The sequence below is a fragment of the Demequina muriae genome, from assembly GCF_030418295.1.
In the GTDB taxonomy this organism is placed as follows: Bacteria; Actinomycetota; Actinomycetes; order Actinomycetales; family Demequinaceae; genus Demequina; species Demequina muriae.
This window is the reverse complement of sequence record NZ_JAUHQA010000001.1, coordinates 999,921-1,025,559: the sequence shown is the minus strand read 5'-3', so window position 1 is coordinate 1,025,559 and position 25,639 is coordinate 999,921. Positions and strand designations below refer to the sequence as shown.

Annotated in this window: 26 protein-coding genes; 13 read left to right on the top strand and 13 right to left on the bottom strand. The window is 70.8% G+C overall.

The window, feature by feature from the left end; all coding sequences use genetic code 11:
* Positions 1–6 precede the first annotated feature (6 nt).
* A complete protein-coding gene (locus QQX02_RS04730) occupies positions 7–714 on the top strand; it encodes a phosphatase PAP2 family protein (protein WP_301141584.1) in 708 nt (235 codons plus the stop codon).
* Positions 715–720: 6 nt separating this feature from the next.
* Here the strand turns inward: QQX02_RS04730 and QQX02_RS04725 are convergent, their stop codons facing one another.
* Positions 721–1,167, bottom strand: coding sequence for a plastocyanin/azurin family copper-binding protein (locus tag QQX02_RS04725; RefSeq protein WP_301141583.1), 447 nt, complete (start codon positions 1,165–1,167; stop codon positions 721–723).
* 71 nt (positions 1,168–1,238) lie between these two features.
* On the opposite strand from QQX02_RS04725, the gene QQX02_RS04720 reads away from it, so the two are divergent.
* Positions 1,239–1,526 (top strand): hypothetical protein, encoded by a 288-nt coding sequence (locus QQX02_RS04720; RefSeq protein WP_301141582.1) that lies wholly within the window; start codon positions 1,239–1,241, stop codon positions 1,524–1,526.
* Positions 1,527–1,539: 13 nt separating this feature from the next.
* Here QQX02_RS04720 and QQX02_RS04715 read toward each other — a convergent pair whose 3' ends face one another.
* Positions 1,540–2,136 carry a TetR/AcrR family transcriptional regulator gene (locus QQX02_RS04715; RefSeq protein WP_301141581.1) on the bottom strand — a complete coding sequence of 199 codons (597 nt, stop codon included), beginning with the start codon at positions 2,134–2,136 and terminating at the stop codon, positions 1,540–1,542.
* 138 nt (positions 2,137–2,274) lie between these two features.
* Between QQX02_RS04715 and QQX02_RS04710 the strand changes: the two genes are divergently transcribed.
* Genes QQX02_RS04710 through QQX02_RS04700 form a run of 3 tightly spaced genes read left to right on the top strand, consistent with a single transcriptional unit; the run spans position 2,275 to position 7,229 of the window.
* Positions 2,275–3,300, top strand: a complete 1,026-nt coding sequence (locus tag QQX02_RS04710) for an ABC transporter permease (protein ID WP_301141579.1) — start codon at positions 2,275–2,277, stop codon at positions 3,298–3,300.
* Complete coding sequence (locus QQX02_RS04705; protein WP_301141578.1) at positions 3,297–5,096, top strand: ATP-binding cassette domain-containing protein; 1,800 nt, start codon at positions 3,297–3,299, stop codon at positions 5,094–5,096. Before QQX02_RS04710 ends, QQX02_RS04705 begins: the two co-directional genes overlap by 4 nt.
* A gap of 54 nt (positions 5,097–5,150) precedes the next feature.
* On the top strand, positions 5,151–7,229 hold the full coding sequence (locus QQX02_RS04700; protein WP_436968500.1) for a S9 family peptidase: 2,079 nt from the start codon (positions 5,151–5,153) through the stop codon (positions 7,227–7,229).
* 40 nt (positions 7,230–7,269) lie between these two features.
* On the opposite strand, the gene QQX02_RS04695 is transcribed toward QQX02_RS04700, so the two are convergent.
* The 5 genes from QQX02_RS04695 to QQX02_RS04675 all read right to left on the bottom strand — a co-directional run bounded on the left by QQX02_RS04695 (position 7,270) and on the right by QQX02_RS04675 (position 13,558).
* Positions 7,270–8,277, bottom strand: coding sequence for an aminoglycoside phosphotransferase family protein (locus QQX02_RS04695; RefSeq protein WP_301141576.1), 1,008 nt, complete (start codon positions 8,275–8,277; stop codon positions 7,270–7,272).
* A gap of 111 nt (positions 8,278–8,388) precedes the next feature.
* Positions 8,389–9,792 (bottom strand): mercuric reductase, encoded by a 1,404-nt coding sequence (locus QQX02_RS04690; protein ID WP_301141575.1) that lies wholly within the window; start codon positions 9,790–9,792, stop codon positions 8,389–8,391.
* A gap of 84 nt (positions 9,793–9,876) precedes the next feature.
* Positions 9,877–11,880, bottom strand: coding sequence for an acetate--CoA ligase (gene acs, locus QQX02_RS04685; RefSeq protein ID WP_301141574.1), 2,004 nt, complete (start codon positions 11,878–11,880; stop codon positions 9,877–9,879).
* Positions 11,881–12,212: 332 nt separating this feature from the next.
* Complete coding sequence (locus QQX02_RS04680) at positions 12,213–12,683, bottom strand: anthrone oxygenase family protein (protein ID WP_301141573.1); 471 nt, start codon at positions 12,681–12,683, stop codon at positions 12,213–12,215.
* A complete protein-coding gene (locus QQX02_RS04675) occupies positions 12,680–13,558 on the bottom strand; it encodes a Rossmann-fold NAD(P)-binding domain-containing protein (RefSeq protein WP_301141572.1) in 879 nt (292 codons plus the stop codon). Before QQX02_RS04675 ends, QQX02_RS04680 begins: the two co-directional genes overlap by 4 nt.
* 128 nt (positions 13,559–13,686) lie before the next feature.
* On the opposite strand from QQX02_RS04675, the gene QQX02_RS04670 reads away from it, so the two are divergent.
* The 3 genes from QQX02_RS04670 to QQX02_RS04660 all read left to right on the top strand — a co-directional run bounded on the left by QQX02_RS04670 (position 13,687) and on the right by QQX02_RS04660 (position 15,319).
* Positions 13,687–14,637 carry an AraC family transcriptional regulator gene (locus tag QQX02_RS04670; RefSeq protein WP_301141571.1) on the top strand — a complete coding sequence of 317 codons (951 nt, stop codon included), beginning with the start codon at positions 13,687–13,689 and terminating at the stop codon, positions 14,635–14,637.
* Positions 14,638–14,675: 38 nt separating this feature from the next.
* Positions 14,676–14,972, top strand: coding sequence for a hypothetical protein (locus QQX02_RS04665; protein ID WP_301141570.1), 297 nt, complete (start codon positions 14,676–14,678; stop codon positions 14,970–14,972).
* A gap of 68 nt (positions 14,973–15,040) precedes the next feature.
* The gene (locus QQX02_RS04660; RefSeq protein ID WP_301141569.1) at positions 15,041–15,319 is read left to right on the top strand and encodes a hypothetical protein; all 279 of its coding nucleotides are present in this window, start codon (positions 15,041–15,043) and stop codon (positions 15,317–15,319) included.
* Between the two features lie 14 nt (positions 15,320–15,333).
* On the opposite strand, the gene QQX02_RS04655 is transcribed toward QQX02_RS04660, so the two are convergent.
* From QQX02_RS04655 to QQX02_RS04640, 4 genes are all read right to left on the bottom strand, one after another.
* Positions 15,334–16,275, bottom strand: a complete 942-nt coding sequence (locus QQX02_RS04655) for an RNA-binding protein (RefSeq protein ID WP_301141568.1) — start codon at positions 16,273–16,275, stop codon at positions 15,334–15,336.
* A gap of 398 nt (positions 16,276–16,673) precedes the next feature.
* Complete coding sequence (locus QQX02_RS04650; protein ID WP_301141567.1) at positions 16,674–18,233, bottom strand: hypothetical protein; 1,560 nt, start codon at positions 18,231–18,233, stop codon at positions 16,674–16,676.
* Position 18,234: 1 nt separating this feature from the next.
* Positions 18,235–18,972, bottom strand: a complete 738-nt coding sequence (locus tag QQX02_RS04645; protein WP_301141566.1) for a hypothetical protein — start codon at positions 18,970–18,972, stop codon at positions 18,235–18,237.
* Positions 18,973–18,990: 18 nt separating this feature from the next.
* Positions 18,991–19,791: an HAD family hydrolase gene (locus QQX02_RS04640; protein WP_301141565.1), complete on the bottom strand. Its 801-nt coding sequence runs from the start codon at positions 19,789–19,791 to the stop codon at positions 18,991–18,993.
* A 146-nt stretch (positions 19,792–19,937) separates the two neighbouring features.
* Here QQX02_RS04640 and QQX02_RS04635 point away from each other — a divergent pair, with 146 nt between their 5' ends.
* The 5 genes from QQX02_RS04635 (at position 19,938) to QQX02_RS04615 (ending at position 23,070) form a co-directional block, all read left to right on the top strand.
* A complete protein-coding gene (locus tag QQX02_RS04635; protein ID WP_301141564.1) occupies positions 19,938–21,011 on the top strand; it encodes a TadA family conjugal transfer-associated ATPase in 1,074 nt (357 codons plus the stop codon).
* Complete coding sequence (locus QQX02_RS04630; protein WP_301141563.1) at positions 20,998–22,008, top strand: type II secretion system F family protein; 1,011 nt, start codon at positions 20,998–21,000, stop codon at positions 22,006–22,008. Before QQX02_RS04635 ends, QQX02_RS04630 begins: the two co-directional genes overlap by 14 nt.
* 140 nt (positions 22,009–22,148) lie before the next feature.
* On the top strand, positions 22,149–22,337 hold the full coding sequence (locus QQX02_RS04625; RefSeq protein WP_301141561.1) for a DUF4244 domain-containing protein: 189 nt from the start codon (positions 22,149–22,151) through the stop codon (positions 22,335–22,337).
* A gap of 53 nt (positions 22,338–22,390) precedes the next feature.
* Positions 22,391–22,687, top strand: coding sequence for a hypothetical protein (locus QQX02_RS04620; RefSeq protein ID WP_301141560.1), 297 nt, complete (start codon positions 22,391–22,393; stop codon positions 22,685–22,687).
* Positions 22,639–23,070, top strand: coding sequence for a pilus assembly protein TadG-related protein (locus tag QQX02_RS04615; protein WP_301141559.1), 432 nt, complete (start codon positions 22,639–22,641; stop codon positions 23,068–23,070). The genes QQX02_RS04620 and QQX02_RS04615 overlap by 49 nt, the downstream gene beginning before the upstream one ends.
* A 31-nt stretch (positions 23,071–23,101) precedes the next feature.
* On the opposite strand, the gene QQX02_RS04610 is transcribed toward QQX02_RS04615, so the two are convergent.
* The gene (locus tag QQX02_RS04610; RefSeq protein ID WP_301141558.1) at positions 23,102–25,006 is read right to left on the bottom strand and encodes a hypothetical protein; all 1,905 of its coding nucleotides are present in this window, start codon (positions 25,004–25,006) and stop codon (positions 23,102–23,104) included.
* Positions 25,003–25,563, bottom strand: coding sequence for a sigma-70 family RNA polymerase sigma factor (locus tag QQX02_RS04605; RefSeq protein ID WP_301141557.1), 561 nt, complete (start codon positions 25,561–25,563; stop codon positions 25,003–25,005). Before QQX02_RS04605 ends, QQX02_RS04610 begins: the two co-directional genes overlap by 4 nt.
* Positions 25,564–25,639: the final 76 nt, after the last annotated feature.

The window sequence follows — 25,639 nt, the reverse complement described above, 5'->3', positions numbered from 1 at the left end:
GAACGGATGACCCGTGACGCCTGGATGAAACTGCCCCCGCTGGCGCGCGCCGTGGTGCCCGGCCTGCTGCTCGTCGCCGTCGGGGCATGGGGCTTCGTCGCAGTGCTCGACGAGGTTCTCGACAACGACATCATCGAGGCAGTCGACCAGCCGCTCATCGAATGGCTCGTCGACAACCGGGTCGAGTGGCTGACCACCGTGATGACGGCGATCACGGAGACGTTCGGTCCGGTGGTGCTGCCCATCCTGATCCTGATCGGCTGCGCGTTCTGGGTGTGGCGCACGCGATCGTGGCGCGACCCCGTGCTGCTGGCGGGTTCGATGGTGCTGGCCACGGGGATCTCGATGCTCGTGAAGATGATCGTGGCGCGTGCGCGACCCGACGCGGGCTTCCAGACGGTCCCTGGCTACGAGACGTCCTTCTCGTTTCCGTCGGGTCACACCACCGGAGCGGCGACGCTGGTGCTCGTGACGGGGTACCTGCTGTGGCACCGCCACGGGGGCGTGCGCGCCGCGCTCTGGTGGGTGCTCGGGTCCGTGCTGCTCATCGCCCTTGTCGGTGGGACTCGGCTCTACCTGGGCTACCACTTCCTCTCGGACGTGCTGGCCGGCGCATGCGTGGGGATCGTGGTGCTCGGCCTCGTGGTCGCCGTCGATCGCTGGCTGGACCTCCGGGACGCAGGCCGCGCATCGGGTGCGCGCGCCGCACCCTGACGAGGGTCAGCCCACCGTGAAGGTGACCTCCATGCCCTGCGAGCGGTGCGTGCCCACCGAGCAATACACGGTGTAGGTGCCCGGCTCGAGCTCGACGGTGAACGAGTCGGACTCGCCGGGGCCGACGATCTCCGTGCCGCCGCTCACGCCCTCGCCCTCGATCACCAGGTCGTGCTCCATGTCGCCGTCGTTCGTGAGCTCGAACGTGTAGGTTCCCGCCGCCGTCGGGGCGATCATCTGGTAGCCGTACTCGAACGCGAAGGTCGGCACGATGATCGCCTGACCCTCGGTGGGCTCACCTGACGCGGGGATGGGCGCGGGCGACCCGGTGCTGCCGGTGCCGAGGTCGACGACCTCGCCGCCGCCGGACGAGCCGCACGCGCTCAATGAGACCGCGAGCAGCGCGGCCAGGGCGCCCCGGAGGATCCGGGGAGAAAGACGCGAATCAGACATATGGCGATGCTAACGCGCCCGGATACGGCGTGTGCGGCAGAGCCGGCCCACCCAGGGTCTAGGTTGGCCGCATGAGGGCAACGGCGTGGACCATCGGCGGTGTGGGCACGGCCGTGGGCCTCCTGCTGATCGTCGCGGTGCTCATGGGAGATGCGACTCTTCCCGGCTTCGGCGGCGAGGACGGGCTCGGCCCCGATCTGCGCGCCTCGCTCATTGGGATCGCGATCATCGCAGTGTCGATCGCCGTCGCCGCCAGCGTCCGCCGTTCCCACCTGTGGGCGAACCACGTGTTCGTGCTGCTGGGGATCCTGGGAGCCGTCGCCGCGGTGTGGTGGGCGGTCGCCGAGCTCCTGGGCTGACGTGAGCCCGGCGCTATAGCCCGGTGCGCTCGCCCAGTGCCCGGAGCGCGCCCGCGGCGTCGACCTCGCCGAAGATCCGCCGCTGGAGCAGCAGGCCTGGCATGACGCCCGCGAGCGCAGTCGTCAGTGCGTCGGTGTCTTCGCTCGCGGGGATGTGGCCGGCCTCCTGCCAGCGGGCCACCAGCGCGCCCAGATCCGCGCGAATGCCTCCGTAGACCTGTTGCAGGGCATCGCGAATCTCCGCATCGCGCTGCGACTCGGCCCACACGTCGAGGGTCAGCGAGGTCATGTCGGTGCTGTCCCGCTGAGCCCTCTCCAGCAGCGCCGCGAACATCGCGCCCATCGCCTCCGTGGGGCGCACCACCCTGCCGGACGCGACGAGCGCGGTGAGCGGGGCGGAGGCGGGCAGGAACACGGCCCGGCCGGCGGCAACCACCAGCGCGGACTTGGATGGGAAGTAGCGGTAGACCGTCCCTGCGGAGACGCCGGCCGCCGCGATCACGTCCGCCATCGATGCTGCATGGAAGCCGTCGCGTGCGAAGCAGCGCAGCGCGGCCGCGAGCACCTGCTCACGGCGCTGCTCGTGGTGCTGGGGTGAGCGACGGGGCATGGGTCCACCATAACGAATGAACATTCGTTCTTGACAGTCCGGTGCGCGCGCGCCACGATGGAGTCTGAAAGCGAATGAACATTCGGTTTAGGCGGGCGACTCCGCCACCGCCATGCGCATGACGCCGAGGAGGCACCGATGAAGGGCATGATTCTCAAGGAGTTCCGCGAACTTCGGCGCGACCGGCGCACCATGGCCATGCTGGTCGCACTGCCGATCGTGCTGCTCATCGTCTTCGGCTACGCCGCCAACTTCACGGTCGACGAGATCCCCACGGCTGTGACCGGCGAGCGAGCAGACCAGATCGAGCGGGCGCTGCCCGAGATCTTCACGGTGGCCGCTGACAACGATCCCGACGCCGACCCCCGGCAGCTGCTGCGCGACAACGTCGTGGACCTGGCGATCGACACCTCGACGCAGCCCCCGACCGCGTACCTCGACGGCTCGAGCCTGTTCGCCGCCCAGTCCGCCGACGCCGCCCTGGCCCGCGCGGGCGACGCCGTCGAGGTCGAGATCCTCTTCAACCCCGACCTCGACACCTCGTGGGTCATGGTGCCCGCGCTGATCGGTCTGATCTTGACCTTCATCGGCACCATCATCACCTCGATCGGCCTGGTGAAGGAGCGCCAGAACGGCACTCTGGAGCAGCTCGCAGTGATGCCCCTGAGGCCCTGGGACGTGATCTTGGGCAAGATCGCGCCCTACTTCATCCTCGCGGCGATTGACATGCTCATCGTCACCCTGGTGGGCGTGTGGCTGTTCGACGTCCCCTTCGCGGGCAATCCCTGGCTGTTCGCTGTGGGGGCTGGCCTGTACCTGTTCGTGGTGCTCGGGCTGGGTGTGCTGATCTCGACCGTGTCGCAGACCCAGGCGCAGGCGATCCAACTCGCCATCATGATGCTGCTCCCGCAGATCCTGCTCTCCGGCTTCATCTTCCCGCTCGACGCCATGCCCACCGTGATCGCCTGGATAGGTCGCTGTCTGCCGCTCACCTACTTCGTGGAGATGAGCCAGGGCATCTTCCTCCGCGGCGCGGGGCTGACCTCGCTGTGGCCGGTCTTCGCCGTGCTGCTGGGCATGGCCGCATTGATCTTCACCGCGGCCGTTCTCCGGTTCCGCCGTGACCTGGCGCCGCGCGTGCACCAGAAGGCGCGGGCCTCATGACGGCCGATGCGCGGACCTGGGGCCTCGACTCCGTCACCGTCCGCTACGGGCGCCACGTGGCACTGGACCAGGTGACGCTCCAGGCGACACGTGGAGAAGTACGTGCCCTGGTGGGCGGCGACGGTGCCGGGAAGACGACGGCGCTGCGCGCTCTGGCTGGCGCACTGCGGCCTGCGGAGGGCGAGGTGCATGCGCCCGGCCTGGCGCGCATCGGCTTCATGCCCACCGCCGCCGGGGTGTGGCGCGACCTGTCCGTCGACGAGAACATCGCGTTCGCGGGCGCGGTATACGGCGTGCGCGGCGCGACGTTGCGCGAGCGTCGCGCGGCCCTGCTCGAGGGCAGCGGACTCGCTGGCGCGACCGCTCGGCTGGCGGGCGCTCTGTCTGGCGGCATGCGTCAGAAGCTCGCGTTCTCCCTTGCGATGCTCCATCGGCCCGAACTGCTGATCCTGGACGAGCCGTCGACCGGCGTGGACCCGGTGAGTCGCATCGACCTGTGGCGGATGATCTCCCAGGCCGCCGCAGACGGCGCGGCCGTGGTGATGGCGACCACGTACCTGGACGAGGCCGAGCGCGCCTCGCACGTGCTCGCCCTCGATGCCGGACGCGTGCTCATCGAGGGCACTCCCGCACAGGTGCGAGCCGCTGTTCCGGGCCACGTGGCCACGACTGACACTCCTACCGAGCTCGCGTACGCGTGGCGGCGCGGCGCGTCATGGCGCCAATGGTCTCCAGATTCCCCAGCATCAGGCGAGGCCCCCGTGGCGGATCTGGAGGACGCGATGGTCGCCGCTGCGTTCGCGAAGCTGGCGGTCGCCGCGGGGGAGAGCGCGCCGGCCGGCGCACCCGTGGCGTCGTCGTCCATCGTCCGGTCGCCCCGCGCCGTGCCATCCTCGGTGCCGGCCGTGCCGCGCAGCCAGACGGGTGACGCGGACGCGGCCCCCCTCATCCGCGCTTCGGCCGTCAGCCGGCGGTTCGGTGACCTCACGGCCGTCGATGACGTGTCGCTGACGGTGCTGCCCGGCGAGATCGTGGGACTGCTCGGCGCCAACGGCGCCGGGAAGACCACGCTGATCCGGATGATCCTGGGCCTGCTGCCTGCCTCGGCGGGCGAGCTGGAGCTGTTCGGACAGGTTCCGTCGCGGCACACCCGCGCGCGCCAGGGATACGTGCCGCAAGGTCTGGGCCTGTGGGCCGCACTCACGGCGCGCGAGAACCTCGACTTCGTGGATGCCGCGTTCGGGTCTCGCGGTACCGCGCTGCCCGAGGCGCTCACGGGCGCGGGCGGCCGCACCGTGGGCCAGATCGGGCTGGGCGGTCAACGGCAACTCGCGTTCGCCGCAGCACTGGGGCATGAGCCCGAGCTGCTGGTGCTTGACGAGCCCACGTCAGGCGTCGACCCGCTCTCGCGCGCGCGCCTGTGGGACGTGATCCACGAGCACGCCGACCGCGGCGTCGGCGTACTCGTCACGACGCACTACATGCAGGAGGCGGAGCAGTGCGACCGACTGGTGCTGATGTCGCGGGGTCGCGACGTCGCCGCCGGGTCGCGAGACGACATCGTGGGTGACGTTCGAGCCCTTGAGGTCGAGGTCGAGCAGTGGCCGGCCGCGTTCCGCGCATTGTCCGAAGCCGGGCTTCTGGTGTCGCTCGCCGGCACGCGGGTGCGGGTGATCGGGGCGTCCACGGAGCAGGTGCGGGACGCACTGGGCATCGCCGGGCTCCGCGGCGGCATCCTCCAGGTGCCCGCCACGCTGGAGGAAGTGATGACCGCGCGCGAGCGCCTGCCGGCCTGACCGGTCCGTGACCGGCGGTCCAAGGCACCCGAGCGCGCCGATTACGGTGGAGTGGTGACTGACTCCTACGATTCCCTGTCCGACTTCATCGCCATTCCTCGCATCGACGGCCTCGCGCTGTCGCCGGATGGCGCCCGCACCGTGCTCACCGTCGCGACCCTCAACAAGGACGCCACCGCGTACGAGCGCGCGCTGTGGGAGGTGCCGGCCACGGCCGGTGCGACTGGCGACCCGGTGCGCCTCACCCGCTCCGCGAAGGGCGAGGCGGGCGCGGCCTTCACCTCGACGGGCGATGTGCTCTTCACGTCGACCCGGCCTGATGCTGATGGCGACGATGAGAAGTCGCAGCTGTGGCTGCTCTCGGCCCACGGCGGCGAAGCCCGCTGCATCTCCCGCCTCGCTGGGGGAGTCTCGGGGATCGAGGCCCTCGCGGCCGATGCGCGCGCAGCCATTCTGGGAGCTCACCTCATGCCCTCGGCGTCTTCGCTCGAGGACGACGCGCGGATTCGGGCGGCCCGCACCAAGGGCAAGGTCAACGCGATCCTGCACAGCACGTATCCGATCCGTGATTGGGATCACGACCTGGGACCGGCCGAGCCGCACCTGCTCGCCCTGGACCTCGACGGCGTGCCCGCCGAGGCCGCGCGCGCTGAGGTCCCGGTCGCGAAGGACGATGGCGACGCACCGACGCCGTACCCCGAGACCCTGCCGCGCCCTCGCGATCTCACGCCCCAGCCGGGGCTCAGCGTCGACCACCGAGGTGTCGCGGTCAGCCCCGATGGCAGCACCGTCATCGCCGCCTTGTCGGTGCCCGTGGGGCGCTCGTCTCGCACGCGCCTGGTGTCGATCGACGTGGCGAGCGGCGCCCACACCGTGCTCGCCGACGAGGAGGGGGTCGACTTCGTGAGCCCCGTCATCAGCCCCGACGGCGCCAGCCTCGCCTACGGGCGTGGCGCCAAGTCGACGCCTGCCGGCCCCGCCGACCAGGAGCTGTGGATCGCGAATCTCGACGGCTCCGGCGCTCGCGAGATCGCCGCCGACTGGGACCGCTGGGCCGCATCGACCGCGTTCTCCGCCGACGGCTCCGCGCTGATCGTCACGGCGGACCACGACGGCCGCTGCCCGGTGTTCTCGATCGACGTCACGACCGGTGAGGTCACCCAGATCACCCACGACGCCGCCGCCTACTCCGCCGTCGCCGTGGATCGCACCGGAGCCGGACTGGTCGCGCTGCGCGCCACGATGCTCGAGCCGGCCCATCCCGTGCGGATCGCCTTCGACGGCACGGTCACCCGTCTTGCCAACCCGGCCCCCGCGCCTGAGGTGAGCGCCACGCTCACCGATGTGGACGCCACCGCCGAGGATGGCACCCGAGTGCGCGGATGGCTGCTCACCCCACCGAGCGCATCGGCCGCATCCCCGGCCCCGCTGCTGCTGTGGATCCACGGCGGGCCGCTCAACTCATGGAACCAGTGGTCGTGGCGGTGGAGCCCCGCGCTCGCGGTGGCACAGGGCTACGCAGTGCTGCTTCCCGACCCGGCGCTGTCCACCGGCTACGGTCTCGAGTTCATCGCGCGCGGCTGGAACAGCTGGGGCCACAAGCCTTACACGGACCTGCTGAGCATCACCGATGCCGTCGAGTCGCGACCCGAGATCGACGAGACCCGCACGGCCGCGATGGGCGGGTCCTTCGGCGGCTACATGGCCAACTGGGTCGCGGGCCACACCGACCGGTTCGACGCGATCGTCACGCATGCGGCGCTGTGGTCGCTCGACCAGTTCGGCCCGACGACCGACCACGCCGACTACTGGCAGTCGATCTTCACGCCCGAGGCGATGGTGGAGCACTCGCCTCATCACTCGGTGGCCGAGATCTCGACTCCCATGCTGGTCATCCATGGCGACAAGGACTACCGCGTGCCGATCGGCGAGGGTCTGCGGCTGTGGGCCGAGCTCGCCGAGCACTTTGCGGCGCCCGACGGGTCGATGGACCACCGGTTCCTGTACTTCCCCGACGAGAACCACTGGATCCTGAAGCCGCAGCACGCGATCGTCTGGTACGAGACCGTGTTCGCCTTCCTCGCGCAGCACGTGCGCGGCGAGGACCGCACGCTGCCGGAGGTATTGGGGTAGCGCAGGTGCCGGGCTGGGCCTCGACGGCCGCCCGCATGGGTCAGGCGATCCGCGCGAGATCCGGGTCGAGTGCTCGCAGCCACTCGACGCTCGGGATCGCCTGACCCCACTGAAATGCGCGCAGTGTGGGAATCCCAGGAGGCGCAGGCTCGACCGCGTTGACCAGGAAGAAGCCTGCGAGCCCAGCGACGCACGCGCGAACCTCCTCGGGCTCCACGTCACGGCTCAGCGGGTGATCAGCGAAGAGCTGATGAGCGTCGCCCCCGCGCTGCATCTGCACGCTCGGAAGCATGAGAGCGAGGTCGACCCAAGGAGCCGCCACAGAGGCATGGGGCCAGTCGACGAGCCAGGCGCGGTCGTCGTCGATGATCATGTTGTCGGCGCGGAGGTCGCCGTGCACCAGACGGTCACCGGTGACCGCTGCGGGGCCATCCGCCTCCCACGCGACCAGAGACTCGAGGTGCCGCTCCACCCACGGTGCCCACTCGCCTAGACGCTCCCGGCGCTGGTCCCGCTCCCTGCCACTGACCTGCGCGTACGTGCGCCAGCGCGTGAAGAGTTCGCTGTCGTGGTGCAGCGGTTCGAGGCCGTGGCCGGCGGCGGGTCGACACTCGGCGAGCTCTTCGAGCGCCCGGAGGGCCGCAGCCAGATCGTCGGGAGCCCATGGCAGCCGCGGTGATGCACCGCCCACCACGTCGAACGCGAGCACCGCCCACTCGTCGAGCGAGGACCAGCGCAGCGCCGGCGCGGGAACGTCGGGCGTGAGGGCGGTGCAGGCATTCGCCTCGGCCGTGGCCAGCTGCCTGGCGCCCTCGTTCTGCGCGGCGCTGACGGCCTTGACGAAGATCGACCTGCCATCGGCCAGCGTCACCACTCCGGCGTAGCCCGGGCTGAAGCCTTGGGTCACGCTGCCCGCGTCGACCACTCGCGAGCGCTCGCGCTCCTCGACGGTGGCGGCGATGTGCGGCGGGAGGTCGCTCCACTGCAGTCGCGAAGGGTTGAACGCGGCGGGGCCGGCATCGGGGCCATGCATGAGCTGCTCGTCCATGCGGGTCACGCTACCGAACCGGGAGGCGAGGGTCGCGGGGGTCGCGGGGGTCGCGGCTCGCGCCACTGCGGGCGTGCTGGCGGAACCGTCGTCAGTTCCGGAGGTGCGGTGCTAGGCCCCGCGCGTCGCCCCGTCGTCGGGCTCCAGCGCGCCGTAGACGGTGGGCAGCAGTTCTGCGACGGTGGGATGGATGGTGAGCCACGTGTGCAGGGCCGATGCGGGCCCGTCCAGGTGCATCAGCATCGACAGTGCGTGGATCACCTCGTCGCCGTGGTGGCCCAGCACGGCCGCGCCCACGAGCCGGTCGCGATCAGCGTCCACCACGAGCCGGATGGTCCCCGCCGTGACGCCGTCGAGTGCGGCACGGGCGACGTTGGCCATGGGGTAGTCCGCGACGGCCACGGTGATTCCGGCCTCTCGCGCCTGCGCGAGCGTCATCCCCACGCGCCCCAGCGGTGGGTCGGTGAACACCGCGTAGGTGGGGATGCGGTCGGCGACCGAGCGGTCCTCGCCTGCGAGGTGCTCCGCGAGAATCTCATGATCCTGGTAGCTGGTGTGAGTAAAGGCGCCACGGCCGTTGACGTCGCCCAGGGCGTAGATGCCTGGCGCAGAGGTCAGGAAGTGCTCGTCGGTGGTGACGTAGCCGCGTTCGTCCGTGTCGACCCCGACGGTGTCGAGGCCCAGGTCGTCGCTGTTCGGGATCCGGCCCGCCGCGATGAGCACACGGTCGCCGGCGACGGTCTCGCCGTCCTCGAGCGTGAGGACCACTCCATCCCCGTCCCGCTCGGCGCGCACGATCCGCACGCCGGTGCGCACCTCCAGGCCCTCCTCGCGCAGGAAGTCCGCCGCCGCATCGGCGATGTCAGGGTCCTCGCGCGGCATCACGTGGTCGCCGGACTGGAGGATCGTGACGTGGGAGCCGAAACGCGACCAGATCTGGCCCATCTCCAGCCCGATGTAGCTGCCGCCGATCACGAGCAGACGGTCGGGCGCCTCGGTGAGGTCGAGCAGGGTGTGGTGGTCGAGGTAGTCGATGCGGGACAGGCCCTCGATGCGCGGGGGCACCGACCGGGCGCCGGGATTGAGCACGATCCGCGGCGCCGTGACGACCTGGCCGTCGAACTCGACCCGATAGTCGTCGCCGTCACGCCCTGCGAGCCGGGCGCGGGCGGTGACGTAGCTGATGGTCTCGTGGTCCTCGAAGTAGCCGCCGCTGCTGTCGCGCCAGCCCTCGATCAGCGCGTCCTTGCGGGCGACCGCTTCGCCGACGTCGACGGTCACGCCTTCGACGTGGACGCCGTACGGCGCGCCGGTGCGTGCCACGTGCGCCGCGTGGGCCGATGCGCGGAGGGCCTTGGTGGGGCGGCAGCCGTCATTGAGGCACGTGCCGCCGAACGGCCCGTCCTGGAAGACCGCGACGCGCTCGCCGCGGGCATCGAGCTTGGCCGCCAAGGACGGTCCGGCCTGGCCGCCGCCGATGACGATGGTGTCGAACTGCGTGTGGTGAAGGGTCATGCCCCATTGTGCGCAGGTCGCCGGCCGATACGCCCGCCGAGCGCCGCGACGCGCGTCAGGAGTTGGCAGGGTGCGAGGACGGAGTCACTCTCCCTTGCCGGAGTCCAAGCCCTCGCGGATCGCGTCCATCACCGACGAGTCCGCCAGAGTCGTCACGTCTCCGACCGGCCGATGCTCGGCGACGTCGCGCAGCAGCCGGCGCATGATCTTGCCCGAGCGGGTCTTGGGGACCTCGGAGACGACGAGGATGGTTCGCGGCTTCGCGAGCGGACCGATCTCCTTGGCGACCTGCTCGCGCAGCGCGACGGAGACGTCGTGGCCAGAGGCGTCGGCGCCTGCCGCGTCGGACCTGACCACCACGAACGCGACCACGGCCTGGCCGGTGGTCTCGTCGCTCGCGCCCACGACGGCCGCCTCCGCCACCCACGGGTGGGACACGAGGGCGTGCTCGAGTTCCGTGGTGGACAGCCGGTGGCCGGAGATGTTCATGACGTCGTCCACGCGTCCCAGGAGCCAGATGTCGCCGTCGGCGTCCCGCTTGGCGCCGTCGCCAGCGAAGTACAGGTGCGGCCATCGGCTCCAGTAGGTGCGCTCGTATCGAGGGCGGTCGTTCCAGATGCCGCGCAGCATCGACGGCCACGGCTCGGTGAGGGCGAGGTAGCCGCCGTGACCGGGACCCACCTCGTCTCCGTGATCGTCGACCACCGCAGCCGAGACGCCCGGCAGCGCCACCTGGGCGGAGCCCGGCTTGGTCGCGGTGACGCCGGGCAGCGGCGAGATCATGATGGACCCGGTCTCCGTCTGCCACCAGGTGTCGACCAGCGGGCAGCGGTCGCCGCCGATGACGCGGCGGTACCACATCCAGGCCTCGGGGTTGATGGGCTCACCCACCGAGCCGAGCACGCGCAGCGAGGTCAGGTCGAACTTCGCGGGGATCGCCTCGCCCCACTTCATGAACGTGCGGATCGCGGTGGGCGCGGTGTAGAAGATCGAGACCTTGTACTTCTCGATGATCTCCCACCAGCGGCCCTGATGAGGGGTGTTGGGGGTGCCCTCGTAGAGCACCTGGGTCGCGCCATTGATCATCGGTCCGTAGACGATGTACGAGTGGCCCGTGATCCACCCCACGTCCGCCGAGCACCAGAACACGTCCGTCTCAGGCTTGAGGTCGAACACCACGCGGTGGGTGTACGAGACGCCCGTGAGATAGCCGCCGGTGGTGTGGAAAAGGCCCTTCGGGGTGCCGGTGGTGCCGGAGGTATAGAGGATGAACAGCGGGTGCTCCGCCTCCACCATCACGGGGACGTGAATCTCCGATGCGGGCTCCACGACGTCGTGCCACCACGTGTCGCGGCCCTCGACCCAGTGGGTGTCCTGGCCGGTGCGCTTGACGACCAGCACTTTCTCGACGGTCGCCGACGGCTCCGGGTGGTGGTCGCCTGCCGCGATCGCGGCGTCCACGAGGGGCTTGAGCGCGAGGTGCGCGCCCCGCCGGTTGCCGCCGTCCGCGGTGATGACCAGCTTGGCCTCCGCATCGTCGATCCGCTGGCGCAGCGACTCGGCGCTGAAGCCGCCGAACACCACGGAGTGGATGGCGCCGATGCGCGCGCAGGCGAGCATGGCGATGACGGCTTCGGGGATCTGCGGCAGGTAGATGGCGACCCGGTCGCCCTTGGTGAGTCCGAGGCTTTCCAGGCCGTTCGCGGCCTTCGACACTTCGCGCTGCATGTCCGCATACGTCAGGGTGCGGGTGTCGCCCGGCTCTCCCTCGAAGTGGAAGGCCACGCGGTCGCCACGGCCCTCGCGCACGTGGCGGTCCACGGCGTTGTCGCACGCGTTGAGCGTCCCGTCGGCGAACCACCGGGCCACGGGGGCGTCGGACCAGTCGAGCACCTCGGTGAACGGCTTCTCCCAGTGCAGGCGCCGCGCCTGCTCTGCCCAGAACTCGGGGCCATCGGTCGCAGCCTGCGCGTAGAGCTCCGCGGTGGCGTTGGCCTGAGCGGCGAATTCGTCACTGGGAGGGAAGGATCGAGTCTCGGTGTGGAGGTTCTCGAGCGTGGGGGACTGGGTCTGGTCATCATTGGCCATGTCGGCCAGCCTAGGAGGACTTTGGTCCTATGCCAACCATTTGTAAGCGTGCCTGGTAGATCGGTGGCGCCCAAATGCTAAATGGTTTCAACAAGCTCCGATGCCGGATCCGTGCGAGGTGGCCACCGATGGGCTTGCCGTCCGCGCGCTCCGCGGTCGCCTCTCGCGACCGACGGACAGGCCCGTTTGGTGCGCGACGGCCGTGGCCCCGCGTGGCGGCGCCGAACTGGCTCAATAGCACCTGTCCGTCGGTCTGGCGGCGAGGCCCACGCGTTCGCGAGACCCCAGCACCGGGTGCGCGAGACCCGAGCGCGCGCATCGGCCGTGGCGTGTCACGCAGTCCCCATGATGAGCGCCACCACGAACAGCGCCGATGCGATCGCGGCCAGTGCGGTGCGGGCGTGATTCCACAGGAGCCACGGGCCCACGAACCGCTGCCAGGCGGCACCGATGTCGCTGGCGCGCGCCAACCTCTCATTGAGCGGCACGTTGCCCGCTGCGGTGATCCCCAGAATGCCGACGGCCGCGACCACGGCACCGGCGATGGCCCACGGCGCGCCCTCGGATCCTTGGTTGCCGCCCACGATCGCCGCGGCGATCGGCAGGCCAAGCGACGCCACCATGAGCAGCATGAGCGGGGCGCGCTGCGCGTCGATGTTGATGCCGCGCATCGCCGCCCCCGCCTGCTCAGGAGGGAGCCTCCGCAGGCCCGCGATGACGAAGGCCGAGAACGCGTAGAGCACCCCTCCTGCGAGAGCCGTCGTGATGGCGGCACCGCCGGTGAGCAGCGCAAAGGCCGTCATGCGGAGACTCCCGGCAGCATCCACGCGGCCGCCTCGCGCGCGGCGTACGCGCGAAAATCGGTCGCCGTCCGGCCCAGCGCACGCATCGTGCCGTCCGCTACTGCCGTGCCACGGCCGTCGAGCACTTCCGTGAAGAGGTACTCCAAGAGGCCGATCTGAGCAGCAGGAACCCGCATGGCCGTGAGCGCCGTCGAGAACTCGGCCATGGTGATGGGGACGTACTGGAGGTCGCGCCCTGAGGCGGCTGAGATCTCCGCTACGGCCTCGGCGAAGGTGAGCGCCCGCGGTCCGGTGAGCTCGTAGACCCGGCCGGCGTGCGCATCGTCCATGAGCGCTGCGACCGCGACCTCGGCGACGTCCTCAAGGTCGACGAAGGGCTCGCGCACGGCGCCCACGGGGAGCGCGAGTGTGCCGTCGAGCAAGGGCCCCAGCAGGAAGCTCTCATCGAAGTTCTGGGCGAAGAAGGCGCACCGCACGACCACCCGCGACGGGAACGCCTCGGCGACCATGGCCTCGGCCCGCTGCGCCTCCGTCTCCCCGCGCCCGGAGAGCAGCACCAGGCGCTGCACGCCGCAGTCACGCGCGGTCGTCGCGAGGCGAGTCACGGCCTGGGGCGCCCCTGCGACGGCGAGGTCCGGGACGTAGGCGACGTAGGCGGCGACGGTGTCGTCCAGCACGGGAGCCCACGTCGATTCGTCCTCCCAGTCGAATGGGTGGGCGGAGCTGCGCGAGGCGCGGCGAACGGGGACACCGAGGGCCTCGAGTCGCTCCGCGACGCGGCGCCCGGTCTTGCCGGTGGCGCCGATCACTGCCACCTCTCCGGTTGCTGGCGGCGTGGTGGCGAGGGTGGGGCTGGTGTGGGACTGCTGGGTCATGGCGACCTCCTGGGTGGGGTGACTGGCAACCCGAGTCAACCGGGGGGATCCGAGACGATCCATAGTCCTCACGCTCCGTTGCATACGCGTCCGTCTCGTTCGGGGCGGCTGCGCCCTACGCTGGCGGCATGGACGTGGTCTCCGGATTGCTGGACGGCCCCCGCGCACGGGGCGCGTTCCTGCTGCGCAGCCATCTCACCGCGCCGTGGGGCATGCGCATCGAGGACGGAGCGCCGCTCACGATCATCCCGGTGCTGCGCGGCTCCGCGTGGGTGGGTCCGGCGACGGCGGGCGGTCACGATGCCGTGGACCACGGCGTCGTCGTCGAGAGTGGGGACGTGGTGCTGCTGCGCGGGCCCGAGCACTACGTGGTGGCCGATTCCGCCGAGACTCGGCCCACGGTCGCGGTCGGTCCCACGGACGAGTGCCGCGCGATCGATGGCGGTCCCTCCCCGATGACGGTCTTCGGCGTGCGGTCGTGGGGCAACGACCTCCAGGGCGAGACCGTGATCATCACCGGCACGTACCCGCTCGGGGGAGCGGTGGGCAGACGGGTGCTCACCGCCCTGCCTCACCGCGTGGTGCTCCGGCGCGGAGACGTCGACTCCACGATCGTGGACCTGCTCGCGCGCGAGGTCGTGCAGGATCTTCCTGGACAGGAGGCGGTTCTCGACCGATTGCTCGACCTGCTGCTCATCACGTGCCTGCGCGCCTGGCTCGACCATCCGCAGGCCCCTGGCTGGTACCGCGCCGATGCCGACCCCGCCATCGGCGCTGCCCTTCGCCTGATCCATCACGACCCCGCGCACCCGTGGTCCGTGGAGTCATTGGCGCACGAGGTGCGGCTGTCGCGTGCCGCATTCGCCCGGCGCTTCCAGGCACTGGTGGGGGAGGCGCCCATGGCGTACCTCACCGGGTGGAGGATCGACGTGGCGGCGGACATGATGCTGGCCGACGATACGGCGACGCTTGCCTCCATTGCTCGCGCGGTGGGGTACTCCTCCCCCTTCGCGCTGAGCGCCGCCTTCACCCGTGTGCGGGGCCTGAGCCCCACCGAGCACCGCCGGCGAGGGGCCTGAGCACGCGCATCGGCCGGGTGCCGTGTCACGATGTCCTCATGACGGAATCACAGAGCTTCACCTACACCACCCGCACCAACGGCGAGGTCGAGATCATGCGTGACGGATCGGTCGCGCTGCTGCTTCGGGGCGACGATGCGGAGGACTTCCTCGCGCAGGTGAAGGACGGCGACGCAGATCAGGTGATGGCGACGTTCGTCGGCGGCCAGTCCGGCGCCGCCCCGACAGCCGGGATGGACACTCACCCCGCGATGGAGAAGCCGCTCGACGGACCTGTCCCTCACGGCGACGGCGAGCCGCGCGAGGCCGACGGCGAAGAGCGCCCCTCGTCTTAGCGAGGTCCGTCGCGGTCCGTGTGCGATTCGCCGCGCGGTCCGGTCGCTTCCCGTGCCACGATGGGCAGATGACTGGAGCAGAAGGATTCGACTACCGCACGCGCAGCAATGGCGAGGCGGTCATCTTCCACCACGGCAAGCTCGCGAAGATGATGCGTGGCGACGAGGCCGCGGCATTCCTCAAGGACGTCGAGGCGGGAGACCCGCAAGAGGTCATGGGGACCTACGTCGGCAACGATGGACAGGCGCAGAAGCCCGGCAGCGCCGGCAAGAGCACCGGACCCGACTCACTCCACGGCAATGGTGAGGCTCACGCGACCAAGGACTTCCGCCGCAAGACCGGCTGAGCCGGTCCGCGTCCTCACTCGACGGTGAAGGTCGCCGGCTCCGAGATCGCGACGGCGGCGGGGGCGTCGACCACGTAGTGCTCCGGCACGTCGCGGGTCAGCACCTCGGCCAGCACGTCCTGCGGCACGTCGCACAGCATCTCGCTCTGTCCGTCGGGAGTCTCGGACTCCTCGCAGTGGTCGTCGATGCGCGGGTCGTCGCGGATGGCCGAGTATCCAGCCGTGTACTGCAGGTAGGCGAGGCCGGTGACGCCCTCCTCAGCCAGCGCCCGCGCGGCGGCGGCCGGCTCGCCGAGAATGACCGGGGTCCACGCGTAGACCTCGTAGTCTCCGGGCGGCAGGTCTGCATTCGCGGCCTCGAAGTCCTCTGCCTCCTGCTGACGCGAGGCGATCTGCTCTTCGGTCGCGCCGGACCATTCGAAGTCGTCCCAGATCGCGGACAGCTCCGCGGCGGTGTCGCACAGCGTCGCGCCGGTGAACTCGATGGAGTCCGAGGACGGTGCGGTCGTGTCCGTCGAGGTCACGAACAGGTCGGGGACGAACTCGCTGCCCCAGTCGGGCGTCACGACGACGCCGTCGCGGGTGATGATCAGCTGGCCCTCCTGAGCGAGGAAGGCGGTGAGCGCCTCGTCCTCGCTGGTGAAGGTGACGGTGGCCGATGCGCTCATCTCGCCCCGGGTCACGTCGACCTCGGGGATCACACCATTGGCGGCGGTGGCCTCGGCGGACCACTCCTCACCGCATGCGGGCGGGGTGAACAGTCCGCTGGCTTCGCTCTCGACCTCCGTGAGGTTGAACGTCAGGGGCACGGTCGGGAGATCCGCGGTGGGGGTGCTCGACGGCTCCGCCACCGGCGTCTCGCCGTCGCCTGTCAGCAACTGGACGCCGTACCACCCCACGGCTGCGGACAGCCCTGCGATCGCGACCGCGCCCACGGCCATGAGCCCCTTGTTCATCCGTTGGTCGTGCCCCCCTGGGCGGGCGCGTTGCCGCCCCGCCGAATCCTTGTGGTGAAGTTCAATCGTACGTCCCAGAAACGGACGAATCGCTACGTCGCGCGGACGATTCTGCGGCGTCCCTGGTCAGGGGCATGCCCCGCGGGAAATCCCTTGCGGTGGGGCGTGTCGCGCCCCTCACTCGGTGGCCTCGACCGCGACAGTCGGGTGTCCTGGGACCGGCTGCCACTGCTGCCACGTCCAGCCGGCGGCGACGCCGAGCAGCAGTGCCATGGTCGCTGCTGCGGTCAACGCGATCCTGCGCATCGTTCCCCCTGAAGGCCGTGCCACCGTCCTGTCACAGTGTCAACGTATGGGGGGTGGTGAAAGGTTGGGGTCAGATATGGCGGATTCGAGTGTCAGGGGTAGATCACCAGCGCGTCGAGCTCTTCGGTGCGGCCGTCGCTGCGCGTCAAGGTGGAGGGCGACGCGATCAAGCCCATGCTGATCTCAATGTCGGCGACATCGGTCCCGTCGCATGTCTGCACGTCAGTGACGGTGAGCGGCCATGTCTCCGGGCCGTCGTAGCGGACGATCTCGAGCGCCGAGCCCTCCACCTCGGACGCGGTGTCCAGCCATGCGACCACCTCCTGCACGCTCTCCCACGTCTCCGTAGTGGGGTCGTCGTCACCGTCGTCGTACTGAACGTCCCGCTGACTCATGACCCACACGCGAGGGTCGGTGGGCACCGTCAGATCTGCGGTGATCCAGCCCTGGTCCATCAGCCAGAACACTGGGGTGACTCGATCGCCCACGCTCACCTCGTCCAGCGTGCGCCACCGGTCCTCCCACCCGTCGGCGTCCCACGCGCTGCTCTGCCACCCGGCGCGAATCGACCCTGAGTGGATGCTCGCGTAGGTGTCGCCGCACGCCGGCACCGCGCCGCGCTCGTAGGAGGGCCCTCGGTCCGGAGGTGGGAGGTATTCGTCATCCTCGCGCTCGCTGAGGGTCACGTCGACAGGTGAGGAGACGAAGGTGAGGTCCACGTCTTCGGCGTAGTACGACGCGTCATAGGGCACGGTGACCATGCCTGCCTGCTCATCGATCTCCACTCCCGGCAGGGCGTTCGGTTCGCACGTGACGGGGATGAGGTCGTTCCACGTGTAGGCGCCGTCGCACTCGTAGGCGCCTTCCCGGAACGCCGGGAGCTCGTTGGCCATCGGCAGCGTGAAGCCGTCCATGCGCAGGCTCTGCATCGCGGCAGCGGTCTCGTCGTTGTGCACCTGGGTGACCAGCACCATCTGGTACTCCCCGGGCTCGAGGGTGCTGAACCCGGCCGACTGGTCACACGTGAGTGAACCGCTCATCGATTCCCACCGGTACGTGGAGGTGCGGCCCTGCTCGAAAGCGGTCACCACCGGGTTCTGGTACCTCAGCGCCATGCCGACCACGATGCCGTCCCGCATGTACAGGGCGAACGGGCCATCGACGAATGCGGGCATGGTCGCGGTGCCGTGGTAGGACACGGTGGCCGACGCCTCTGTGGCGCCGACGCTGGCGCCGGTGACCTGGTCGATCTCCAGGCCCTGGGGGACGGCGAACTCCACCGAGAAGTCGGCGCCCGTCGCGTCCGTCGCCGGCACTGGCTCGCCGCAGAAGCCGGTCATGTGGTCCCACTGCGACTCCATGACGTGCGCGTCCGGGAACGGCACGGTGGCGTAAGCGGTGTCGCCTTGGTCGATGGTGAGGTCGGGCGAGGCGCTGGGGCTCGGCTCGGGCGCGGAGCCAAGTCCGGTGAACCCGACACCTGCGGCACCGATGCCGGTGATGACGACCGCAGCGACGGCGGCCGATCCGCCGACCCGCAGGGCTCGAGCCCGCCTGATCGAGCGGCGCCGTTCCCGACCCGCCCGCGCATCGGGCCATTGCCGCGCCCGTGCATCGGCCGCCGCTCGCACCCGCTCGCTGAACTCGTCCATGTCAGGGCCGCACCGCGTGGTCCGCGACGGTGATCTCCGCGGCCACGTCGCCGTCGTCCCCGAGGTCGTCATGGGCGAGCGCGATTCCCAGTCCCTCCTTGACGACGCCGGTCACCTCCCGCAGCGCGTCGCGCACCGCAAGCGGCGTCAGGGCCAGCTGCTCCGCGATCTGGCCCGGTGTCAGCCCGTCGTGGTGGCGCAGCAGTGCGACCACGCGCGCCTGTGGCGGCAGCGCGAGGAGGGTCTCCTGGAGGCGGTCGTCGTCGCGCTCGTTGCGCTCGCCGCGGGCGACGTCCGACGGCTCGGGGAGTCCGGCCGATGCGCGGGCGGGCTCGGCCTCGCCGTGATCCGCGGGGTGAGGCGGCGGGGAGACGGCGCCTTCGCCGTGTCCCGGGGGCGCGTACGGGTTGGCGGACTCGTGGGTTCCGAGCCCGGCCGCAGAGGGAGCCTCGGTCGGTGGGCCACCACCGTGGTCGACGCTCGCCCGCTCGGTCGAAGGTGGTGGGGGTGCGAACTCGCGCTCACGGGCGAGGAACTGCGCCACGATGGCCCGGCGGACGTGGAGCTCCGCCTGGGCCACGTCATCCATCCGGCGAGGCCGCGCGAAGGTGCGCCGGAGTGCAGAGCCGACGAGCGCATCGGCCGTGCCGCGGTCGCCTGTCAGCAGGCTCGCGTATGCCAGCAGCGCGGGGAAGCGCGGCCCGGCGAGCTCATCGTAGAGCCGAGTCCAACGCGTCATCGTGGCGGTGGGCGATCGTCAGTCGTCGTCCGACCGTGCGGCGCGCACCAACAGCACGACTCCCGTCACCACGGCGGCGGTGGCGAGCAGAGTGAGAATGGTGGACCGCGCCGACGGGCCCGTCCGCAGCCCGACCGGCTTCTTGAACGTCAGCGCGCCCCACCCGTGCAGAGCGGCGGCGCGCCTGAGCGCGCGGTCCGGATTGATCACGAACCCGTAGCCCACCTCGTTCAACAGCGGGGCGTCGGTGATCGAGTCGGAATACGCGTACGAGCGGGACAGGTCGTAGCCCTTGTCCTCGGCCAATCGGCGGACCGCGTCAGCCTTCGCCTCGCCGTAGGCGTAGAACGTGATGTCGCCCGTGTAGAAGCCCTTCTTGACGCCCAGCTGCGACGCGACCACGGCATCGGCGCCCAGAAGCTCGGCGATGGGTTCGACGATGTCGGAGGCGGAGGCGCTGACGACCACGACGTCGCGACCGTTGGCCTGGTGACGGCGGATCAGCTGGAGGGCCTCTTCGTAGACCACGGGGTCGATGTAGTCGTGGATGGTCTCGGCGACGATGCGCTTGACCTTCTCCACTTCCCAGCCCTTGATGAGGTCGCTGAGCGAGTCGCGAAGCCGGTTGGTCTGGCGCTCATCCGCGCCCCCGACCAGGAACAGGAACTGTGCGTAGGCGGTGCGCAGCGCGTGCGTGCGCGTGACGAGACCTCCGTCGTAGAACGGCCTCGAGAATGCCATCGACGAACTGGTCGCGATGATGGTCTTGTCGAGGTCGAAGAACGCCGCTGTGGGCTTCGACACCTTCTGGCCGGCCATGGCACCTCCTCTGACCGCAACCCTAACCAACGTGGCCGACATCCGACACCCGTCGGCCGTCCCCAGAGCGGACGTTCACCTGACCGTTCCCCACGACGGCGGCCTGGCCGATGCGCGGGTGGGGCGCGGCGGCCACGCTGGCTGTCGTGACGGGGAGGGCGGAGGAGGTCGATGCGGGAGAGGGCGAGGCGTCCCGAGCACGGGATGGGGGGTCGAGCGACTGGGCCGGCCCCCTCGCACTGCTGCTGCGCATCCCAGGTGTCACGGACGTGCTGGTGCACCGTCCTGGCGAAGCGTGGGTGGACCGCGGGCTCGGCCTCGAGCGCGTCGACGTGGCGCTGCGAGACGCCGATGCGGTGAGGGCGCTCGCGGTGCGGCTCGCCGCGGCGGGCGGCCAGCGGCTCGACGACGCGAGCCCGGTGGCGGACGCCCGCCTGCCGGACGGCAACCGACTGCACGCCGTGCTGCCGCCGGTATCGCCCGGGTGCGCCGCGATCTCCCTGCGGGTGGTGCGCTCCCAAGCGCTCACCCTCGCGGATCTCGCCGCGTCCGGCGCGATCGATGCGCGCACGGCGGCACTGCTCGCGCGCATCGTCCGGGCACGGCTGTCGGTGCTGGTGTGCGGTGCGACGGGAAGCGGCAAGACCACCCTCATGGCGTCCCTGTTGTCCCTGGCCGCGCCGCATGAGCGCATCGTGGTGATCGAGGAGGCGGGCGAGATCGCCCCCGCGCACCCCCACGTGGTGCGGCTCGTGGAGCGGCGCGCGAACGTCGAGGGCGCGGGTGCGGTGGGCCTGGCCCGATTGGTCCGGGAGGCGCTTCGCATGCGCCCGGATCGCGTGGTGCTGGGGGAGTGTCGTGGAGCCGAGCTGCGGGAGGTGCTGTCCGCATTCAACACGGGCCATCGCGGCGGCATGACCACCATCCACGCGAACTCTCCTCGCGACGTGCCCGTGAGGCTGACGACCCTGGGCGCACTCGCGGGCATGCCCGCCGCCGCAGTCGAGGCGCAGTCCGCCGCGGGTCTGGACGTGGTGCTGCACGTCTCGCGTGCGGGTGGCGTGCGACGGCTCACCCAGGTGTGCGTGCTGCGCTCGCGAGACCCAGGACTCGAGGTCGCTGTGGCGTGGGCCTGGGAGTCGGAGGGCCGCTGGAGTGAAGGCCCGGCATGGGGCGATCTCGCGGCGGCCCTGGGGGATCCGGCCGATGCGGCGGCGTAGCGGGCGAGCACCGGCGCGTGGGGGCCCGGGGGAGTCGGCAGACGTCTCGCTGCTGCTCGCGGACGCCATCGCACTGCTCGAGTCGGGACTGCCGCCCAGCCGTGCGTGGACGCTCGCGGGGGTGCCCGTCGACGTGAGGGGCGTACCTCTCGCTGAGGCACCCGCCTGGAGCGGGGACCCCACGGCAGGGCGGTCGGTGGTGGCCGCGTGCACCCTCGCGCGACACACGGGGATGCCGCTTGCCCGCGTGCTCGCCCGTGTCGACGATGCGGTCGCGCGGGACCGCGATGCGCGTGACGCTGCGGAGGCACAGCTTGCGGGTCCTCGGATGAGCGCCCGGATCCTGCGGTGGCTGCCGCTCGTGGGCGTGGGGCTGGCGGCAGCAGTGGACCCCGGCGCTCTCGGTCTGCTGATCACGTCCCCGCTGGGGTGGGCGATGCTGGGCGGAGCGGGACTGCTCACATGGCTCGGGGCCACGTGGATGGGGCGGCTGGTGCGTGCGGCCACGGCGTCCAGCTCGGAGGGCCTGCCCGTACCAGTGGTGCTGGCCCTGGTGGACGCCGCGCTCGCGGCCGGCCTCGACGTGTCGACGGCCCTGGCGCGGACCGCTGATGCGGTGGATCCCCTCACCGCGGGACCGCTGCGGGCGCTCGCGGCGGCACACGCCTACGGCGGGTCGGCCCCGGGCCTGGAGGGGCCGTTGGTCGACGCGCTGGCGCGTCCGTTGGCGCTCGCGCAGTCGGCGGGAGCCCCCGCCGGGCATGGACTGCGCGCCGCCATGGTGCGCCTGGACCGGGAGGCGCGGCGTGACGCGGCCCGGTCCGCAGGCGAGCTCGGGGTCCGTCTGGCGCTGCCACTCGCACTGTGCCTGCTGCCGGCCTTCGCGCTCGCGGGGGTGCTGCCCCTCATCGTCGCGGTGGTGGTCGGCGCGGACTTGGGTTCGCTTGACGTGCCGACGCTCGATCACGGGGCGCGCACGCCATCGCCCACGCCCTGATGGCGATCGATGGTTCCTTGTCCCCAGGTGCCGCCTCGGGTGGCGGTTCCACCATTCGACGGTGGCGCCGAGGCGCCCTCGTCCGCCTCCCATCACCGTGGTGCCTGGGCGGCGAGGGTCGCGGTCCGGAAGGGATGACGATGGACAAGTGGACCGATGAATGCGGAGGTCGCGTCTGGGACCTGCATGACGACGAGGGCATGGCCACCACCGAGTACGCGCTCGTGACGGTGGCGGCTGCGGCCTTCGCGGGAGTGCTGATCGCGCTGGTGCGGTCGGAGGAGGTGCGGGAGCTGCTGGCCGGGATCCTGCGCTCGGCGTTCGGGTGAGCGCGGTGGCGGCCCGGCGGGTGTGCTCGTCCGTTGATCGTCAGTCCGGGACGGTGACGGTGGAGCTCGCCGCTGCCCTGCCGGCGGTGGTCATCGTGCTGGGACTCGTGCTCGCCGCCGTGGGGTGGGCGCGCATGGGTGTCGTCGCGACGGAGGCGGCGGCCGTGGGTGCACGGATCGCCGTGGTCGAGGGTGCAGACGCGGCGCGCGCCGAGATCGCACGGGCGGTGCCGGAGGCGGTGGTGGGGGTCGATGCCACCCACGAGAGGGTCCAGGTCACGGTGCGAATCGACGGGCCGGGGTGGCTGCCCCCCGCCTCGGCGACCTCGGTGGCACGCGTGTCGCCGTGACGCTCGCCCGGGGCGTCAGGCGGCCGGCGGACCGCGGGAGTGCCAGCATCCTGACGCTCGCCATCGTGATGGTGGTGGTGATGCTGGGCGCGGCCATCGTGGCCGGTGCCGCTGCGTCGGCGGTGAGGGTCGCGGCTCAGCACGCCGCGGATGAGGCAGTTCTCGCAGGCGCGCACGTGGCGCGAGGGGAGCGGGCGCTCGGGCGGGACCCTGCGGCCCGCGCGTGCTCCGCTGCGTCGGCGGCGGCGGGTGACAACGGCGCGCGCTCTCGCCGGTGCGCGGTGGACGGCGCGGTAGTAACCGTGGAGGTCTCGCTCCGGCGTGGGCCCGTCGAGGTGCGTGCGACAGCGGTGGCCGGTCCTGGTCACGCGGCGCCGGGGTGACCGGCGCCGCGTGAGCAGCGACGTGCGGTGGCTACGACGCTGAGACGTTGATCGTGCCGAGCGACGTCCACGCCTGCAGCTCGAGCCACTCGCCCTGGTCGGGGGCCGGGGCGATGGCGATGTTGGGCTCGATCTGCTCGTCGATCGTCAGCTCGGAGAATCCCGCGGCACCCGAGTCTCCACCGCCGAATCCGAGGTCCTCCTTCGGCATGCCGCCGAGTGCGCCGGTGTCCGGATCCACCAGCGCGGAGTCGTTCAGTTCGGGCAGTGGCTGGGGGTCTCCGTAGTACACGGGCGGGTAAGCGCTCGACAGGCTGAGCGACTGCATCGTCAGCACGGTGTAGGTGCCGGGCTCCACCTCGCTGCGGCCTGACTCGGAGTAACACCCGTTGATGTCGCGCCACAGGAAGTCGCCGCTCACGGACTGGCCCGGCTCGAGAGCGCCGCCGTCGATGGGCGCGATCATCATGTCGGTCGTGGCCTCGCGTTCGGCCATGCCGCCCGCGATGGCCATGCCGTCCTGGTCGGTGCTCACCGGGTACCCCTCGGCCACCACGCGCCCATCCTTCACCAGGTACAGCTGAGGCTGGGCGGTCCAGTAGCCGGGCACCGTGTACTCCGAGGTGTTGGTCACTGAGGAGGACACCAGCGGGTTGCCATCCACCACGAAGCCGTAGCTCACGTCGATGCGTGCGGGAATGTCGACGGCGACGTCCAACAGCGTCATCTCAGCCGAGGTGTCGGGGAACGACGCCCCGGCCTGGCCATCCCACGAGCACCCGTAGAAGTGCGTCATCCAGTCGTCGTCGCCTGACGTGGAGTCGCTCACCTTGACCCACCGCTGGGATCCCGGCGCCATGTCCCAGGCACCGTCGACCCGGTTCGCTTCGAACATCTGGCGTGCGACATCCGGCGTGAGGTAGCCGTCGGGAAGAGGCTCAGGATCCACCGGCTCGGGCAGCGGCACCGGCTCCACCGGCGCATCGCCGTCCAGGTACGCCGCGAAGGGGTCCTCCACAGGGTCGCCGTCGATGGTCAGCGCCACCGGCTCGGCAGCCACTCGGAACAGCTCCGGCATCCCTGGCGCGGGAAGCGCCTTGTCGCTGGAGGTCGTGCTGTCTTCCGTTGCGATGCCGTCGCTGCCGATCGACGCGCCCGGTTCGGCCGTCGGCTCCGATGGTTCAGACGGCTCGGTCGGCTCGACGGGCTCAGACGGCTCCACCACATCGGCGGCATATGCCAGGGTCCACGCCTGGTGCACCTGGTAGTCGCCAGCGGGCAGCGGCTCGCCATCCCAGCAGTTCACCGGGTCGAGCAGGGTCGACTGCTCGAGCGTCGAGAACTCGGTCGCCGGGTCGAGCCGTTCGTAGACTTCTCCCTCCGGGAGCGTGGGCTCGTCGGCAGGACCGTACTGGATCGGCGTGTCATTGATGGCCCTCCCCACCACGATGCCGTCCCACGTCACGACGTAGTCCGATCCTGAGATCAGGTCCACCGGACGGCTCGCCTCGAGCGTGCTGGGCAGCCAGATCTCGGAGCCGTCCGCCTCGGGCTCGCCCACCGTGTAGGTCACGCCGGACGAGTCGCCCCATGCCCACGCACCGTCATCGGCGGCGAACTCGGTGCCGCACATCCACTGATCCGCGAGACGCGTGCCGGCGGCGCCACCGGCGGAATCCTCCGCGGCCATCTCCGGAACGCCGCTGCCCTCCATCGCCGCCGCGTCGGAGGCGGACTCGTCGCTCGCCCCCACGCCGAGCGGGCCGATGGCGCCCACGGCGATCACCGCTGCAGCACCGACGCCCACGAGCCCGTTCGCGCCCATGCGCAGCGCGCGTTCGCGCTTGACCCTGCCCGCCGCGTGGGCGGCGGAGACGTGCATCTGCTCCACTGGTGCGCGGTCCGCGGCGCCCCTGAGCGCGTCTGAGAGCTTCATGACTCATTCCTTCCGTGCGTGCGGGGCGAGTCCACCGGGGTCTCGTCCGCGTCAGCCTGTGGTGCGTCCTCGAGCGGGCCAAGGGCGAGCTGCATCTGCGTCATCCCGTCACTGAGGTAGCGCTTGACGGTGCCTTCGGCGATGCCGAGCGCCCGTCCGATCTGCGGAACCGTGAGGTCGTCGAAGAACCTCAGCACCACGCACGCCCGGACTCGTGGAGGAAGGGTCGCGAGCGCATCGGACACCTCCGAGCCCGCCTCCACCTGGCCGAACTCATCAGGTGCGAGCCGTTCCGGGCGGAAGAGGTGCTGCACCCTCTGCCAGCGCTGACCGCGTCGGTACTGATCGACATAGATGGTGGTGATCGCGCGACGCACGTAGCTCTCCGCCTTGACGGCGGTGAGGCCGGCACGCTCTTTGGAGAACGTGCGCACCAGGGCGTCCTGCACCAAGTCCTGGGCGTGCACGGGGTTGCCGCACACCAGGTACGCATAGGACAGCAGGGCGCGCTCTCGGGTGCGCACCAGCTGCTCCATCGTGTCCTGCCACTGAGACATGACCCCTCCGGTCCTCGACTATCGGTTCCGTTGCAGTATCGACGTACAACTGGTCACAACCGTTGGGTGGCACCGC